13 protein-coding genes and 4 tRNA genes are annotated in these 16,180 nt (G+C 66.9%); 8 read left to right on the forward strand and 9 right to left on the reverse strand.

What is annotated here, in order from left to right; genetic code table 11:
• Window positions 1–7 precede the first annotated feature (7 nt).
• The 8 genes from ABZ552_RS07655 to ABZ552_RS07690 all read right to left on the reverse strand — a co-directional run bounded on the left by ABZ552_RS07655 (window position 8) and on the right by ABZ552_RS07690 (window position 9,985).
• On the reverse strand, window positions 8–301 hold the full coding sequence (locus ABZ552_RS07655; RefSeq protein WP_281877231.1) for a hypothetical protein: 294 nt from the start codon (window positions 299–301) through the stop codon (window positions 8–10).
• A 119-nt stretch (window positions 302–420) separates the two neighbouring features.
• Window positions 421–1,083, reverse strand: coding sequence for a phosphate signaling complex protein PhoU (gene phoU, locus ABZ552_RS07660; protein ID WP_067795247.1), 663 nt, complete (start codon window positions 1,081–1,083; stop codon window positions 421–423).
• Window positions 1,084–1,273: 190 nt separating this feature from the next.
• Entirely contained in the window at window positions 1,274–3,028 is a 1,755-nt protein-coding gene (locus ABZ552_RS07665) for an LCP family protein (RefSeq protein ID WP_357436071.1), read from the reverse strand.
• A 698-nt stretch (window positions 3,029–3,726) separates the two neighbouring features.
• Window positions 3,727–4,869, reverse strand: coding sequence for a tRNA dihydrouridine synthase DusB (gene dusB, locus ABZ552_RS07670; RefSeq protein ID WP_357436353.1), 1,143 nt, complete (start codon window positions 4,867–4,869; stop codon window positions 3,727–3,729).
• Between the two features lie 148 nt (window positions 4,870–5,017).
• Window positions 5,018–5,989 carry an acyl-ACP desaturase gene (locus tag ABZ552_RS07675; protein WP_281877234.1) on the reverse strand — a complete coding sequence of 324 codons (972 nt, stop codon included), beginning with the start codon at window positions 5,987–5,989 and terminating at the stop codon, window positions 5,018–5,020.
• 486 nt (window positions 5,990–6,475) lie between these two features.
• Entirely contained in the window at window positions 6,476–8,857 is a 2,382-nt protein-coding gene (gene fxsT / locus ABZ552_RS07680; RefSeq protein WP_357436073.1) for an FxSxx-COOH system tetratricopeptide repeat protein, read from the reverse strand.
• A 71-nt stretch (window positions 8,858–8,928) separates the two neighbouring features.
• A complete protein-coding gene (locus ABZ552_RS07685; protein ID WP_281877236.1) occupies window positions 8,929–9,408 on the reverse strand; it encodes a hypothetical protein in 480 nt (159 codons plus the stop codon).
• A 504-nt stretch (window positions 9,409–9,912) separates the two neighbouring features.
• Window positions 9,913–9,985: transfer RNA gene (locus ABZ552_RS07690), tRNA-Lys, on the reverse strand.
• 557 nt (window positions 9,986–10,542) lie between these two features.
• Here ABZ552_RS07690 and ABZ552_RS07695 point away from each other — a divergent pair.
• From ABZ552_RS07695 to ABZ552_RS07730, 8 genes are all read left to right on the forward strand, one after another.
• The gene (locus ABZ552_RS07695) at window positions 10,543–10,806 is read left to right on the forward strand and encodes a hypothetical protein (protein WP_281877267.1); all 264 of its coding nucleotides are present in this window, start codon (window positions 10,543–10,545) and stop codon (window positions 10,804–10,806) included.
• A gap of 33 nt (window positions 10,807–10,839) precedes the next feature.
• Window positions 10,840–11,505, forward strand: a complete 666-nt coding sequence (locus tag ABZ552_RS07700; RefSeq protein ID WP_159843254.1) for a TetR/AcrR family transcriptional regulator — start codon at window positions 10,840–10,842, stop codon at window positions 11,503–11,505.
• Between the two features lie 94 nt (window positions 11,506–11,599).
• Window positions 11,600–11,672, forward strand: a tRNA-Glu gene (locus tag ABZ552_RS07705).
• A gap of 29 nt (window positions 11,673–11,701) precedes the next feature.
• Window positions 11,702–11,775, forward strand: a tRNA-Asp gene (locus ABZ552_RS07710).
• A 58-nt stretch (window positions 11,776–11,833) separates the two neighbouring features.
• Window positions 11,834–11,907, forward strand: a tRNA-Phe gene (locus tag ABZ552_RS07715).
• Between the two features lie 648 nt (window positions 11,908–12,555).
• On the forward strand, window positions 12,556–13,236 hold the full coding sequence (locus ABZ552_RS07720; protein ID WP_357436075.1) for a GAP family protein: 681 nt from the start codon (window positions 12,556–12,558) through the stop codon (window positions 13,234–13,236).
• Between the two features lie 82 nt (window positions 13,237–13,318).
• Window positions 13,319–13,501, forward strand: a complete 183-nt coding sequence (locus ABZ552_RS07725) for a hypothetical protein (protein WP_195085694.1) — start codon at window positions 13,319–13,321, stop codon at window positions 13,499–13,501.
• A 210-nt stretch (window positions 13,502–13,711) separates the two neighbouring features.
• Window positions 13,712–14,431: a polyprenol monophosphomannose synthase gene (locus ABZ552_RS07730; protein WP_357436077.1), complete on the forward strand. Its 720-nt coding sequence runs from the start codon at window positions 13,712–13,714 to the stop codon at window positions 14,429–14,431.
• A gap of 305 nt (window positions 14,432–14,736) precedes the next feature.
• On the opposite strand, the gene ABZ552_RS07735 is transcribed toward ABZ552_RS07730, so the two are convergent.
• Complete coding sequence (locus ABZ552_RS07735) at window positions 14,737–16,149, reverse strand: 1-acylglycerol-3-phosphate O-acyltransferase (protein ID WP_357436079.1); 1,413 nt, start codon at window positions 16,147–16,149, stop codon at window positions 14,737–14,739.
• Between the last annotated feature and the right edge of the window lie 31 nt (window positions 16,150–16,180).

Consider the following 16,180-nt stretch of genomic DNA (forward strand, 5'->3'; position numbering starts at 1 on the left):
GTCGTCCTCACAGATGCGCGCCCATCGCGTCGAGGCCGTCACGGAACTCCTGGTCGGACACCTCGTAGTTCGCGGCGCCACCTTTCGCGATGTTCGAAACGCGTTTGCAGCGCATGGCCATTCGCTGCCATGCGTCCTCGATATTCGAACCCGCCGCCGAGCAGACCTCGCTCAGCGTCGAACCCGGTAGCACACCGCCGAGCGCATCGGTGGTGGCCCGTACGGTCAAAACCCCGATCGCACCGCCGATTTTGTCCATCGACGCGGCCAACGCACGTAGCTCCGCTGGATCGACGTTCATAACGCCCCCCTTCATACCGGATCCCCTCCGGCGTAACGCTATACCAGAGCAATCCCGCCCCGTGCGGCCAAATCTATCATTCGCCGCCCGCGAAAGGTCAAGACCGGCAAGCCTTTCGGCTACCCTTCCGCATCCGGGTCCGGCGGGAGGACGCCGGTGACCAGGAAGATGACCCGGCGGCCGATCTCGACCGCGTGGTCGGCGAAGCGTTCGTAGTAGCGACCGAGCAGCGTGACATCGACGGCGGCGGCGACGCCGTATTTCCAGTCCCGGTCCATCAGTAATGTGAAGAGGTGGCGGTGCAGATCGTCCATCGCCTCGTCGTCCTCGTTGAGCTGCGCCGCGCGCTCCGGGTCGCGTGTTTCCAGCACCTCCCGCGCGCCGGCACCCATATTCACCGCGATGCGGCCCATCTCGGCGAAGTAGCCGTTGACGGACTCCGGTAGCGCGTGGTTGGGATGACGCCTGCGCGCGACCTTGGCCACGTGCAGCGCGAGCGCGCCCATCCGGTTCACGTCGGCGACGATCTGGATCGTGCTCACCACCTGCCGCAGATCACCGGCGACCGGTGCCTGCAGCGCGAGCAGGGCGAAGGCCTTCTCCTCGGCGTCCTGAATCAGTTCCGCGATCCGGTCGGACTCGCTGATCACCTGCTCCGCCAGCGCGAGGTCCGCCTGGAGCAGGGCCTGAGTCGCCCGCTCCATGGCCGAGCCGGCCAGGCCGGCCATCTCACCCAGCAGGTGGGCGAGTTCGGCCATTTGCTCGTTGTAGATGACACGCATGGAAACTGACACTAGTTCGCCGCGCTGACCAAGTCACGAACGCGGAGTGAATGACCGGTGTGCATCATTAGCGCGCCGGTTGCCGTTGACGATTCAACGACCGCGCGCCCATGCCGTCGCCGGGCCTGAAACGGCGGGATCGTGTGGATTTGTGATCTGCGTCGCACCTGTGCCCGGTGGTCACAGCGCGCTACTTGCAGATGTCCTCGGCCGCGTTGACGTGTTCCAAGTCCGACGGCAGCACGGCGGGCGTCGAGTCCGTCGAGGTGCTCGTCGCGACGTTGCCGATCTCGTCACCGACCGGCGTCGGCGCCTTCACGGTGACGCCGGACTTCGAGTCGCCTCCGATGACGACCTCGACGATGCCGCCGAGATCGTCCGCGGCCTCGATGGTCGCGCCGGGGATCGAGGTCGCCACGGTCGCGGCCTCGGCCTCCAGGCCGGGGGCGTAACGGACCTTCGTCGTGGTAGAGGTGCCGTTGGCGTAGTTTCCGGTGTTGTAGATCGCGAAGCCCTGGTTGCCGAGTTTGGTGGCCGCCGTGCGCGCCAGCCCTTCGACTCCGGAGCCGTTGGACACCAGCAGCGAGACAGTCGAAGGATCCACCGCCTTGTACTTGGTCGGTGTCGGAGCGGCCGGTGTCGGAGCGGGTGCGTTCGCCTGAACGGTCGGCTTCTCGCCTGGCAGAGGCTGATCGTCGCGGATCGCCTTGAAGATCGCCTTGATGTCGGATTCGCGGGGGATCTCGTTGCCGTAAGTGGTGGTGCCCGCGGTTGGAACGGTGATGAAGGTGACCACGCCGGCATCAATCTTCTGCAGTGAACGTCCCAGCATCAGTAGGTCGGTCGTTTCGACCTTGTTGACCCAGGTGTGCTCGCGAAGCGCAGTGATGAAGCCGTTCAGCTTGCCCGGATTGAACAGCACCCTGCTGGACAGCGTGCTGCGCAGCAGCGAAGCGAGGAAGCGTTGCTGTCGGTTGATGCGGTCGTAGTCGCTGCGCTCCTCGCCGTAGACGTGCCTGGCACGCACATACTTCAGCGCGGTCTGGCCGTCGATGCGCTGCTTGCCCGGGTGCTCGAGGATGGTGCCGAGCACGTCGTCGACGAGCGGCTTGGACGCGCAGACCTCGACGCCATCGATCTGGTTGACCATCGACTCGAAACCGGCGAAGTCGATACCGATGAAGTGATTGATCGACGCGCCGGTGAGGCGCTGAATCGTGGAGACGAGGCACATCGGGCCGCCGAGGTTGTAGACGGCGTTGAGCTTGTCGCCTATGGCGGATGGGAACTTCTCATCGGTGTATGAGCCTTTTTCGTTGTCCCACCCATTGCACTGGGGCCTGGTCACGTCCAGGTCGCGCGGGAAGGACACTACGACGACCCGACTCCGGTCCTTCGGGATGTGGACCAGCATGGTGGTGTCTGCGCGGGCACCCTCGGCGTCGTCCAAAGTGCCCGCACCGAGCTGGCCGTTGGCCCCTGCGCGTGTGTCGGTGCCGACGAGCAGGTAATTCTCGTCGCCGAGCTGGGCATTGGAATCGATGATGTCTTCGGAGTTCTCGTCGAGAGCGGAGACCTGGGTGAAGCCGTCCGTGGTCGACCGCAGATAGCTCCAGCCGCCGCCGGTGACCAGCAGAGCGAGCACTGCGCACACTGCACCCCCCGCCCTTCCCGCGGTCCGCAGCCGCTTGTTGCGGCGCTCCTTGGAGGCCTGCAGGCGGGTCTGGGCGGTACCGACGGCCTTCGGCTTGGCGTCCTTGCCGTCTTTGGTGGGCCATCCCACGCCCTTGCGCTTGGCGCGCGTGGGCTCCTCGAGCGGAGGAAGTACGTCGGTGACCTCTTCGGCCTGCTCCGGCTCCGGAGGAGCGGCGGGCGCCGGGCGCTCGGCGGGGCGGCGGCTCGGGGGGCGGGCGGCCGGTGTGGCGCCCGTGATGTCCTGGACCACGGGTGAACTGCCGGTCTGGCGTGGCGGCGAGTCCGGCGCGCGCCGGGGACCGGCTGCGGCGCCGCGGCCGTTGGCGGCGGCCGGGTCGGCGGGCCTGCGCGGAGCTTCCTGCCGTGCGTCGGCACGGTTGATTCGTGCCGATGGAGGGCCTGCCTGCGGCGGTAGTGGCTCAGGGCGGCGGCCTCGGTTCGCCGGGGGCCCCGGAACCGGTGGCGGCTCGACGCGGCGCCCTCGTCCGTTGGCGGCGGGGTCCGGCGGACCGGGTTCCGTACGGCGGCCTCGGCTCGGCGCAGCGGCCGGGTCCGATGAGGCAGGCTCCGCGCGGCGGCCGCGGCGTCCGGTGCGTTCGTTGTCGACCCGCTGGACGAGATCCTGCACGGTCAGGGGCGCGGAGCTCTGGTCGGGAGCGGCGTCGGTATGGCGGGAACGACGAGATGTGCGTGTGGCGTCCTGTTCAGGGTTGTCCGCCGCGGGGTACCGCTCCCACGGGGCGCGACCTCCGGGACGTGGCGAACGCCCGTGCCGATCGTCACCCACCAACGAACCTCGCTTTTCGTCCTGCTTTTCCGCTCAGGTCACACTCGACCGGCGGCACCGATTCCGCAATGATAACGATTCCGCCACGGCGAGCCACCCCAGTGTGAAATCGAAGAGGTCACAGTGGTGTTGCGCTTGGGATTCGCTGTGCGGTTGCCGGATTACCCTCCGCTGTGCATCACATCCGCCGCGCTCGGCACCGCGGGATCATCCGGATCGTCGAGCCAGCCGTGTGGCAGCGCGACCTTGCCCGGCGAACCCTGCCTGCCGCGCGGACCCTCCGCGTCCTTCGGGAACGGAACGGCCGGGTCGAGCTGGCCGACGAGATCTTCCAATTGCGTGAGACTGCCCACCGTGGCGAACGCGCGACGAAGATCGGATCCGACCGGGAAGCCCATCAGATACCAGGCCATGTGCTTGCGCAGATCGCGCATGGCCTTCTCCTCGCCGAGATGCTCGGACAGCAGCGCGCCGTGCCGGTACAGCACCGCACCCACCCGGCCCAGATCGGGCGGCTCCGGCAGCGGCTCACCGCGCAGCGCCGCCTGCAACTCGGCGAACAGCCATGGCCTGCCGAGGCAGCCGCGACCGACGACCACGCCGTCGCACCCGGTCTCGTCCATCATGCGCACGGCGTCGGCGGCGGAGAAGATGTCACCGTTGCCGAGTACCGGGATGGAGGTGACCGCCTCCTTGAGGCGGGCGATCGCGGTCCAGTCGGCTTCGCCGGAGTAGCGTTGCGCGGCCGTGCGCGCGTGCAACGCGACCGCCCGCGCACCCTCGGCTTCCGCGATGCGTCCCGCGTCCAGATAGGTGTGGTGCTCGTCGTCGATCCCGATGCGAAACTTCAGAGTGACCGGGACCCCCGCCGGTTCGGCCGCGCTCACCATGGCGCGCACGATGTGCCGGAACAACGTCCGCTTGTAGGGCAGGGCTGCGCCGCCGCCGAGCCGGGTGACCTTGGGTACGGGGCAGCCGAGGTTGAGGTCGATGTGGTCGGCCCACCCCTCGCCGACGATGATGCGCACGGCTTCGCCGAGCGTGGCGGGGTCCACGCCGTAGAGCTGCATCGAGCGGGGGTGCTCGTCGGCGTCGAAGGACATCATGTGCAGCGTTTTCTCGTTGCGCTCGACCACCGCCCGCGCGGTGATCATCTCGCACACGTAGATAGAGGTCGGGCTGCCGAATTCCCGGCACAACTTACGGAAGGCCAGATTCGTGATGCCCGCCATCGGCGCGAGCACGACCGGCGGATCGACCGGATACGGCCCGATCCGCAGTTTCGCCGTCGCCTCGGTAGTCATCGTCACGCCGACCAGTGTCTCATTTCCGCACGTAAGTCGGCCGGAGCGGGTCGCCCGCCCAGTACGCATGCCGCGATGCGGGCGCTACACCGGTCCGTTCATACCGCGCCGCCGTCCGGTCCCGGACGGCGGCGTGCTGTCGCTGCGGTCAGCCTACGGAGCTGCCCGCCATCTGGCGGTCGCGCTTCGCGGCTTCGCGGGCGAGCATGCGGTCGCGCTGCTCCTCGAACTTGACGACGTCCTTGCTCAGCTTGTCCAGGAACAGGCCGAGGCGCTCGCGGACCGCCTCGCCGCGGGCGGTGAAGTCCGTGCGCTCGAAGATGTTCCACTTCTTCAGCACCGGCTGGACGACTTCCTCCAGGTGCTGGCGCAGGTCGTAGATGCCGTGCTTGGCCATCAGCACGCCGTTGCGGCGGAAGTTGGGCATGCCGGCGCCGGGCATCTGGAAGTTCTCCAGGATCAGGGTGATCGCCTCGATGGCCTGGTCGGGGGCAAGGTCGAGGGCGGCGCCGCACATGTTGCGGTAGAAGATCATGTGCAGGTTCTCGTCGGCGGCGACGCGCTGCAGCATGCGGTCGGCGATCGGATCGTCACAGACCTTGCCGGTGTTGCGGTGGCTGACCCGGGTGGCGAGTTCCTGGAAGGTGACATACGCGACGGAATGCAGGAATCCCGCGTCGGCTTCGGCAGGGGAGGCGAAACCGTTCGTCATGTGGACCATGCGGGCCTCTTCGAGGGCGACCGGATCGACGCCGCGGGTGACGACCAGGTAGTCCCGCATCACGATGCCGTGGCGATTCTCCTCGGCGGTCCAGCGGCCCACCCAGGTGCCCCAGGCGCCGTCCTGCGAGAAGTTCTCGGCGATCTCCCGGTGATAGGAGGGCAGGTTGTCCTCGGTGAGCAAGTTGGTGATCATGGCCGCCTTCGCGACCTCACTGAGCCGGGACTGCTCCGGATCCCAATCCACGCCGCCGAGTGCCGCGAAGTTGCGGCCGTCGTCCCACGGGACGTAGTCGTGCGGATGCCATTCCTTTGCCAGGGAGAGGTGCCGGTTGACGTTTTCTTCGGCAACCGGCTCCAACTCCGTCAGAAGCTCGAGTTGAGTCAGATCCCTTGCCATGTATGAACCCTTCAGTGTGTGCTTCCGGTCGTGCAGGTCATCCCAAGGTAGACCGATACCGATGCGGCCATACCTTACGGCACCGTAGGTGTGATGCGAAACGCATCCGTTAGACGATCGATGCCCTGGTGATCCACCTCATACGACGCCTTCGCCGTTCGGTGATCTACACGAGTGTATGGGTTATTCCCGCAGCAATGGGACTATCGACGCGGCCCACGGAGCGTTAGCCGCACGTGACGGATCGCACCGCCGCATTCACGGCGCGAGGTACACGATGAAACGCCCTGGTACCCGCGCGTGTCGGCCACCGCGGCGCACCTAGCTGCGACGTTACTGTGAATTGTCTGCCAACGACGTCAGGCGGACATCCTTGCCGGAAGGTTGATTCGTCTCGGCGTTTCGACGCCATGTCGGGCTTGTCTCAACCGGACGTGTTCAGTCAGCGGCGGAACGGGTTCGCAGACGAGCGAGACTGTTGCACGGCTACCGGGTGTCAGGGTGGTCGGGACCAAGAGGCCGCTCGCGATCGACGGGGGTCTTCTCGGGCAGCGGTATCGCCTTGGCTGTCTGACCCGCTGACTGGTATGCAGCGGCGAGGTTGTTGCGTGTGGTGAGAGTGGTGGAGTGGTCGGGACCGAGAATCCGCTCGGCGTCGGTGAGGTTGCGCCCTAGGAGGGGAATCGCCTCGGCTGTCCGACCGGCTGACTGGTATCCAGCGGCGAGATTGTTGCGGAAAAGCAGGGTGGTGGGGTGGTCGGGTCCCAGGATCCGCTCCGAGTCGGCGAGGTTGCGCTCGAGTAGTGGGATTGCGTCAACCTTCCGACCCGCCGAATGGTAGGCGTTGGCGAGGTTGTTGCGGGAGGTCAAGGTGGCGGGGTGGTCGGGACTGAGGACCCGCTCGCGATCGATGACATTGCGCTCTGCCAGCGGAATCGCCTCGATCACCCGACCCGTCAATTGGTATGCGCTAGCGAGGTTGTTGCGGGTGCGCAGGGTGGCGGGGTGGTCGACACCGAGGATCCGTTCACGATCGATGAGGGTTTTCTCGTACAGCGGTATCGCCTCAGTCAGTCGCCCCGCCAACCTGTAGGCATAGGCAAGGTGGTTACGGGAGGCCAGGGTGGCGGGGTGGTCGGGACCGAGGACCCGCTCTCGATCGACGACATTGCGCTCCAACAGCGAAATGGCCTCGATCACACGACCCGTCAATTGGTATACGCTGGCGAGGTTGTTGCGGGAAGTCAGGGTGGCGGGGTGGTCGACACCGAGGACCCGCTCGCGATCGATGAGGGTTTTCTCGTACAGCGGTATCGCCTTCGCCGCACGCCCGGCGTCCCGGTAGGCGTCGGCAAGGTTGTTGCGGGAAGTCAGGGTGGCGGGGTGGTCGGTGCCCAGGATGTGTTCGACTTCGGTGAGGTTGTTCTCGTACAGCGGTATCGCCTCCGCCAGCCGACCCGCCTCCCGGTAGGCATTGGCGAGATGGTTGCGGCACGTCAGGGTGTTGGGATGATTGGGGCCATGGGCTCGCGCGCATTGAGCGAGAAACGGCTCGGCGATAGTGATCGCTCGATCTAGGCTCACAGTTTCGATCAAGTGGCGTATCGCCCAGAAGCGGCAAGCAACGGCGTCGTCGCGGACATCAGGTGAGGCGTGGGTAGGTACGCCACTTGCCCAGAGCGCTTCGATCTGGTCGACCAGATCAGCACCTACGGCGCGATACACCCATGCCTGTTCGTGCTGGACAAGCCGTGGTCGCAGTACGGCGAGTGCGCTGGTGAGGAGATCGTCGCAGTCGTCGGCGTCTCGGTCGCGTTCGAGCAGCACACGGGCGGTAAGTCGATGCGCGAGTAGGCGGTCTTTTGCAGTGGACCAGTTCAGCAGTGAGTGCTGGGTGCCGCGGTCGATCGCCTCGTCGACCAGTTCGTCCAGTTTCGGGTCGGGATGGTGCAGCAATTCCCGGCGTATCCCGGACGGGGCGAGCACAGCGAACAATCTCAACAGCCAACGCACCACACTGTCGAGATCCGCGTCGCCGCGGGAAGCCTCAGCGGCCTGAATCGACAGCAGGATCGCCTGGTCGACCCGCAGCGGGTGATCGGCACCGTCCCTGCGGCGTAATACTCGTGGTAGGGATTGTGCCCGAAGCCGCTGCAGGTAGGTCTCGTAGCTCAGGGGTGGCCGCGCGGCGGTGATTACGGCTGCGGCCGCGGACAGCGCCAGTGGCAGGTAGCCGAGTTCTTTGGCCAATTTTTGCTCCCCGTCGGGATCATCGACGAGGCCGGTGGCCTCACGAAGGTAGGCCAAAGCCTGTTCGCGGGTGTAGCCGGTGCCTGCATCTACAGTGACGTCGGCGAGCCACGTAATGGCGGTGTTGGTGGTGGTGATCAGGACCCGGGTGCCGCCGCGGGTGGGCAACACCGCGCGGAGCTGTTCGGGGTCGGTGGCGTTATCGAGTACCAGCAGGTATCGATCGGAGCTGTTGTTGAGGTGGTTGCACAGCCGCCGGGCCGATCGCAGCGTGTCCTCGCCAGGCGCGGAAAGACCCAAATAATCGGCGATCTCGGACAAACCGGCATGCAGGGTGTCGGCGGTTTCGGCGTTCACCCACCCGACCGACCCCTCCTCGTGGTCGAGGACGTGGCGGGCATAGGCGGCGGCCAGCTGCGTCTTGCCCGCCCCGCGCATCCCGGTCACCACCACGGCCACACGCCCCTGTGCCAGTCCCTCTTCCAGATCGGTGAGCTGCTCACGGCGCACGAAATGATCCGGTTCCCGTGGCACCGAACCGACCACCGCCCGACCCGGAACAGCGGGCTGCTTCGTGGGCGAATGGATGTCGATCCGCAGGTCTCGACCGACTCGCACCTGGTCGAGGTCGAATGCCGGTAGACCCGCGGAGGCCCCCTGCTGGGTGTGTGACGCGTCCGGGCCGGGGATTACCCGCGCGCCACCGAAGGGTCCTCATCATCGGGCCTTCCGGCCCGCACCCCGCTGACCCTGATCGAGCCACCCGCTTTGACGTCGGTGGCCTCCACTCCGCTGCCTGCGGCCGCGGTGACGTCGCGGATCTCGATCTCCCCGCCGGCCTCGACCCGGGTCAGCTGCACACCCACCGCCGCGGCCGCCGCGGGGGCCTGCTCCTCGATCACTCGCAGCAGTTCCTCCGCCGCTGCCCGCACTTCCAGGTCCTCCCCGGCGCCGGCCTTGCCGAGTTCTTTCGCCAGGAGTTGACGCCGCAGCGGCTCCTGCGGGTCCCGCTCCACCCCGATGATCTCGGCCTCGATCACCCCATACCGGCGAGACAGCAAGTCCTTCAGCGCCTGATAGGAATCGGCCACCACCCGAGTGGCCACATCGGTCAGTCCCGTCGCCGCACCAGCCGCCACCGCGGCCGCGATCAACGTCACCGGATCCATCCGTCGAACCTCCCACTCGACTCACCACCGCGAACCAGCGGCGGACCCGCACAAACTAGCGGAAGACACATTCTCGCAGGGTCATTCATATCGACGACAGAAGTGGACGCCTCCGGCCGGACCTCGTCGAGGAGTTCACCGACAATTGTGCCCTTCATCACATCTTGGCCGCTCTCAATTTGCCCTGGCCAAACATCTGGGGCGGATAGTGCCGTCACTGCGACCAGGCCATTTCGTCGATCCACGGCTCGCATATCGGTGGCTCGCCCTGTCGGTCGGCGGTGGCGGGGATGGCGACGAAGGAATCTGCGAATGACCGTCGATCGAGGCCCTCGAGCTCGGATCGCGGTGCCGGGCGTTGCTTGGGGTACTCGAGTGGATTGCACGCGACTGGAAGGGTGCGGCTCCGGCGTGGCCCTTCACGTCGGCATAACAAGTGCCTGCCTGCGGAGAACTCCCGGAAACAACGCGGGCGCCCGGAGTGACCCGGGCGCCCGGCGCCTGTGCCCCCAGTAGGGCTCGAACCTACGACCTGCGGATTAAAAGTCCGTAGCTCTACCAACTGAGCTATAGGGGCGCGGAGGAACAGTGTAGTGGGATCGGGGGCGGATGCCCCAATCGGGGGAGTTCGTGTCGGCGGGCGGAGTGGACGGGTGGGGCCGGCGCGGCGGGGCCGGGTGTGGCGGGCGGTGAGGGGGAGTTGGGTAACGCGGCGTGCGCGGGCTGCGATGCAGGCGGTAAACACTTGCCACCCAGCTTTGTTCATCTCAGCTGTATCTGGATATCATTCAATCATGTTGGCTGGCAATGTCTTTGGATTTGCAGGGGGTGAACGGCTCTGGCCGGGGCGGGCGCGTGGGACGGGTTGGCGGGCGAAACGTTGGCGGTGGCCGGTCGTCCGGACTGCTGGTTCACTCGCGTGAACAATCCTGGGCCGCTGTCGAATTCGCGCACCCTCCGGACGGGACGGTGCGGTTGCCGAATATTTGCCGTAACAGAAATCGGAATCGGATGGCTACCTGACTCGTCGGTTTGCCGCGTGTCGGATCGAGATTCCGGGTACGGTGACGCCTTGGTGAATTCCGAAAGATTCGCCGACTCGTTCGGCGCCTTGGAATTCGGATTGTCGTTGCTGTGTCCGAGAGCGCCGCGGTCGGTCCGGCCGGCCACGGTTCGACGGAACTCGATGCCGCAGGAGGAGGCACGTTCGAGACGAAGAAATGCCCGGATGCGCACCCCCTGCGGCGCACCCGGGCAGGCAAACTATACCAGCTGGTGTTGTTCAGGTTTTTCGCGAGTTTTCGTACCGAAGGTTTGAAATCGGTCGAAAACCGGGTTTCACGTATTGATAAAACTCAGGAATTCGCGCCGAGGGTCCGTTCCTTCGGGGGTGGCTGATGGCGGCGAGTAGGCTTCGGAGGCGTTTCGAGCATGGCACGGCAGCAAGAGCGGGCGCGCCGGACACGGGCGGCGATTATCAGGTCCGCCGCCGTTGAGTTCGGGAAGAGCGGCTATGCCGCTGCATCGCTCAACCGCATATTGGAAGGGTCGCGCGCCACCAAGGGCGCGATGTACTTCCATTTCGATTCGAAGGAAGATCTGGCACGCGCGGTGCTGGAGACCGCGGTGGAACGCTACCGCGCGTCCGCCGAGCGCTGGCTGGCCCGAACGGATCTCAGTCCGCTGGACGTCCTGCACGGGGTGGTCGATGAGATCGCGCTGCGGTTGGAGCACGACATCATCGTGCAGGCCGAGTACCGCCTGATCATCGAACCCGACTTCTACCGTGACGTGCAGGCCGGTGGCGGCCGCATCCTGGGTCGCACCACCAGGGTGCTCACCGTCCGCGCCATCGACCACGGGCAGCTGCGCGCGGATGCCGATCCCGACCGGTTCACCCGCACGCTCGCCGCCGCGCTGGCCGGCCAGCGGTACATGGTGGCCCTGCTCGGCGGACAGGTGGACCTGCGGGCGCGATTCGAGGAGGCGCTCGAGGTCGTGATCGAGGCCATGGCCACCATGGAATGGCTGGAGAAGTTCCGCAGCGACGGCTGGCGGGCGCAAGCCCGCTTGGAGGAGCTCGGTTTGAGCCTCTGACCAGCCGGTTTGGGATTCGAGTCCGGTCTGTCATAAGCTATCCCAGCTCCCAACGGACAGCCGTTGAAAGCCGGTCCGGAGAAATCCGGGACGAGCCCCCTTCGTCTAGCGGCCTAGGACGCCGCCCTTTCAAGGCGGTAGCGCGGGTTCGAATCCCGTAGGGGGTACGGTCTACGGATCGTTGGTAGCAGTGCATGGCCCTGTGGCGCAGTTGGTTAGCGCGCCGCCCTGTCACGGCGGAGGTCGCGGGTTCGAGTCCCGTCAGGGTCGCAAGAAAGCGCCGGAGATATCCGGCGTTTCGCGTATGGCATTCACTTCGGGTGCCTGCGGCCAGGTAGCTCAGTTGGTACGAGCGTCCGCCTGAAAAGCGGAAGGTCGCCGGTTCGATCCCGGCCCTGGCCACTCCACTCGTAGGCGAGCCCGGTTCAGGGAGAGCGTGAACCGGGCTCGTTTCGTCATTTCTTGTGGGGTGCAACCCCCACGCCCCGCCCGGAGGGCTTCGCCCCGGACCCCCTCGGTGGTGGTTGCGTTCGGGGGGACCGTCCGGATTGGATTCGCGGTGTGGTCCGGGTTTTCTCTGCTCCCGGTCATCGGTTCGTATCGTTTCTTCGCGCTCCTGGGTCCATGTCGCCTCTCGTTCGGGCTGAGTCGGCCCCGCTTGATGCCAGAGTCGAGGGCTGCTGGGGGTCCTTCAGTAGTCGGCGGGTGTGGTTGGTGTGGTTTATTCAGGGTGGCCTTCATTCGTAGGGGCGTTGGTCGAGTGAGTGCCCGCTCGGTCGCTGTCGTTCGAATTGGTGGCCCGGGTTCCCGGCGGGTCGGTCTCCCGGGGCCGTCGGTCGGGGCCATAGGGTCGGTTCTTCGCTTGCGGCGGGAATCGCCGTCCTGATTCCCTCCCTCAGCTGCCCGCGGGGCGTGGAACAGCCCCTTCGCCTTCCACGGCGGGTGTTCTCTGGAGTCGGTCGAGCGTCTACGTGTGGTGAATCACACAGTGGCGCATCCGAGTTCGGGCTCGGGTGGTGGTCGGTGGGGTGCGGGTAGGCTGGCGCGGCCATGCCGACCCTTCTTCTCGCGCTCGCGGCGTTCGCCTTTCTCGACTCGCTCGACCTGCTGCTCATCGGCGTCACCACGGCCGTCGTGTACGACAGCAGGCTGAGCCGCCGGTCGCCGCTGGTGGGCGGTCTGAGCCTGCTGGCGGGCGTCTTCGCGGTCACCACGGCGTTCGGGATCTGCACCGTGCTGGGAATCGGATTCCTGACCGATCTGATCGACTTCCAGATCACACCGGCGGTGCGGTACTGGGGCGAGCTTTCGGCGGGCGTGGTGTTGCTCGCTCTCGCATGCATTCGGATGACCGGAACGACGGCCCCGGAGCGGGTGACCGCATTGCGCCGCCGACCGTGGGTATTGGCGGGCATCGGCGTGGCGATCGGCATCGCCCAGGCGCCGACCGCGGTGCCGTATCTCGCCGGACTCGCGATGATCTCCGCCCGGAATCCACTGCCGACGTTGTGGCCGCTGATCATCATCGCGTATTGCGCGCTCGCATTGCTGCCGCCGTTGGTGATACTCGGCCTGGCGATGCGGCGAACGACCGGGGCGCGGCGGATGTATCGAAAAGTTGTTCGCATTATCACTACTTACGGGCCGATCTCGGTGCGCGTGCTTTTCGCGATCTTCGGTGTGGCTCTCCTGTGTGACGCGCTCGTCCATTACCGCAGCCTCTGGTGGTGAATTGCGGCCGCCGTAAGTCCGGCAATGGTGGGCGAACGGGAAACGCGGTTTGCGGGGCGGTGTTCGGTGGGATGCTGGAGGTATGGCTGAGCGCTGGTATTACTGCTTGAAGCACAATCGGGCCGAGCAAGGACGGCAGTGCTGGTTCCGCGACCGGATGGGCCCGTACCCGGACAAGGCGACGGCGGAGCGGGCCCTCGAGATCGCACACGCGCGCAACGCGCGGGAAGACGCGCGCGACCGGGCCTGGCGGGACGGGGACTGAGCCCGCCCGAACTCGGCCCGGGCAATCCTTCCCCGGGCCGGTGAAGTTGATCTTGAGCCGCAGGTCGGAGGCTCGGGCGGGGTCACACCGGGTGCGGCCGCTCAGCCCGCGATCAGGTGTATCGAGTACGGTTCTCCAGAACTCGACGAATGCTCGGAGGTCCTGGCGTGGGCTGCGAGCGGAAACCAGGATCAGCAGGGAGGGCGACCCTTGAGGGTTACCGTTGTTGTGCCGACCTACAACGAGCGGGAGAATCTGCCGGTTGCGGTGGAGCGGCTGACCGCGCTGCCGGTGCCCGACCTGCACGTACTCGTGGTGGACGACAGCTCGCCGGACGGCACCGGCGAAGTGGCCGACAAGCTCGCCGCCGAACTGCCGAACGTGGTCGGTGTGCTGCACCGGACCGAGAAGGACGGGTTGGGCCGCGCTTACGTGGCTGGTATCACGCGCGCTCTGGACGAGGGCGCGGACGTGGTCATCCAGATGGATGCCGACCTGTCGCATCCCGCCGAAGTCATCCCGGCCATGCTGGAGAAGCTCACCACCACCGACGCGGGCGTGGTGCTCGGGTCCCGCTACGTGCCCGGCGGCTCGACGGCCGCCGAGTGGAAGTGGTACCGCAAGGCGTTGTCGGCCTGGGCCAACTTCTATGTGAACCTGATCCTGCGCCTGGGGGTCAAGGACGCCACCGCGGGCTTCAAGGCATGGAAGGCCGACACCCTGCGCGCCATCGACGTGGCCTCGATCCGCAGCAACGGCTACTCCTTCCAGGTCGAGATGAATTACCGCACCATCAAGAAGGGGATCGCGATCGCCGAGGTGCCGATCCGGTTCGAGGAGCGGACGCTCGGGGCGTCCAAGATGAGCCTCAAAGTGCAGCTCGAATCGGCGCTCATGCCGTGGAAGCTGCTGTTCGGCCGGGCGGTCTGAGCGCGCCCCACGAGCCACGGGAACGGGGCCCGGCGCCCAGCGGCTGACGACGCCGGTTGTGCCCCGCGACCGAAACGAGCACCGCGGCCAGGGGAGGGCGCCGCCGCCGTCACGGCGACTTACACCTGGGCCGCCCGCTGCACCCTGCTCACCGGACGGACAGCAGCGCGCGCGGCGTCATGCCGATCACCGGCGGTGCGGTGGAAGCGGCGACGACGCGTGGGTGAGCCGTCGCCAGGCCGGACAAACCCTGCCGCAGGTCGACCCCACCGAATCGGCGGCGCTGCCGACGTGCGATCGGCCGGTCAGCGCGGCCAATCCAGGAGCGTATCGACGAACAGCTGGCGCACCCGCGCCACGTTGTGGTCCAGATCACCCGGATCCCATGCGCTGACGTCGATCGGGTCGAGGATCGCCACGTCGACCGTTCCGGGCCGGGCGACCATCGCGTTGCGCCAGCAGATCTCGCCCGCGTTCCGGATCACGACCGGGATGACGGGCACTCCGGCCTGTATCGCGATGTGGAACGCGCCTTTCTTGAACGGTCCGATCTCGGGGGTGTAGGAGCGGGTCCCTTCGGGAGCCACCGCGACCGACAATCCGCCGCGCAGGGTCTCGACCACCGGCAGCAACGCCGCCTTCGCCTGCGCGGTGTCCGCGCGGTCGATGAACGTCACTCCGACGAAGCGCATGAGCGGGCCGAAGACCGGATTCTTGGTCAGCTCCTTCTTGCCGATCGCGGTGACGCCGCCGCCGAGCACCTCGGGCACGATGATGATGTCGAACTGGCTCTGGTGGTTGAACAGGAAAACCGCGGGCCGCGGCGATTTCGCGTGCTCCGCGCCGGTGACGCGCACGTGCACGCCCGCGATGCGCAGTGTGTTGCGCGCGGCGTGCGCCATCAACGCGTCGGCCATTTGCTGCCGGTCCTTCGTGGGCGCTTTCGACGCGACGCCGAACAGCGCGCCCCCGAGCAATCCGGCGAAGCCCGCGGCGGTGCGGGCGTAATCGCCTGCGCGCGGCGAGCGGCGCGGCCGGAACGTCAGCCGGGCCCACTGCCGCCGGTCGGCGGTGTCGGCCAGCTCGTCGTCGGGGTTCACCGCCACCGGATGCCCCACCAGCGACAGCATGGGCGCGTCGGCGATCGCGCCTGCGTAGGCGTAGCTGCGTCCGAGATCCACCCCGTGCGCGGCGGCGAACTCCGTGACCGCCTCGGCTTTGCCGTTGCGCCACAGAGTTCTGCCGTCGGGATACCCGGTGAGCACACCGTCGGTGGTGGCCATGGGCGTGTACAGCACGTGTTCGATACCCAGCTGCGCCGCGGCGGGCGCGACGTGGAATCTGGTCAGCGAGGTGGCCAGCACGATCGTGTGCCCGGCCGCTCGGTGGGTGCGGATCAGCTCCCACGCTTCGGGATACAGGTATCCGTACCCGGTGCGCTTGAACTGGCGCCTGCCCAGCTCGTCCAATTCCTGTTCGGAGCGACCGGCCAGCGTCGCGGACAGCTCGCGGAGGAACCGGCTGTATTCGCCGTCGGTCATGTGGTTGTGGAGTCCGCCGAGTAGCACGTCGGCGGGCTTGCGGCGGGGCCGGCGCCGGGAGCCGGGACCGTCGACGACCGCGCCGCCGAAGTCGAAGACCGCGGCGACCGCGGGGCCCTGCGGCCCGGAGCGGATGGCGGCGAGCGCGGCGTCGAGGTCAGCGCGCGCGTCGGTCATCGATCCTCCTGAGTACCGCGATGTTTTCCGG

Source organism: Nocardia sp. NPDC019219 (genome assembly GCF_040632645.1).
GTDB lineage: Bacteria > Actinomycetota > Actinomycetes > Mycobacteriales > Mycobacteriaceae > Nocardia > Nocardia sputorum.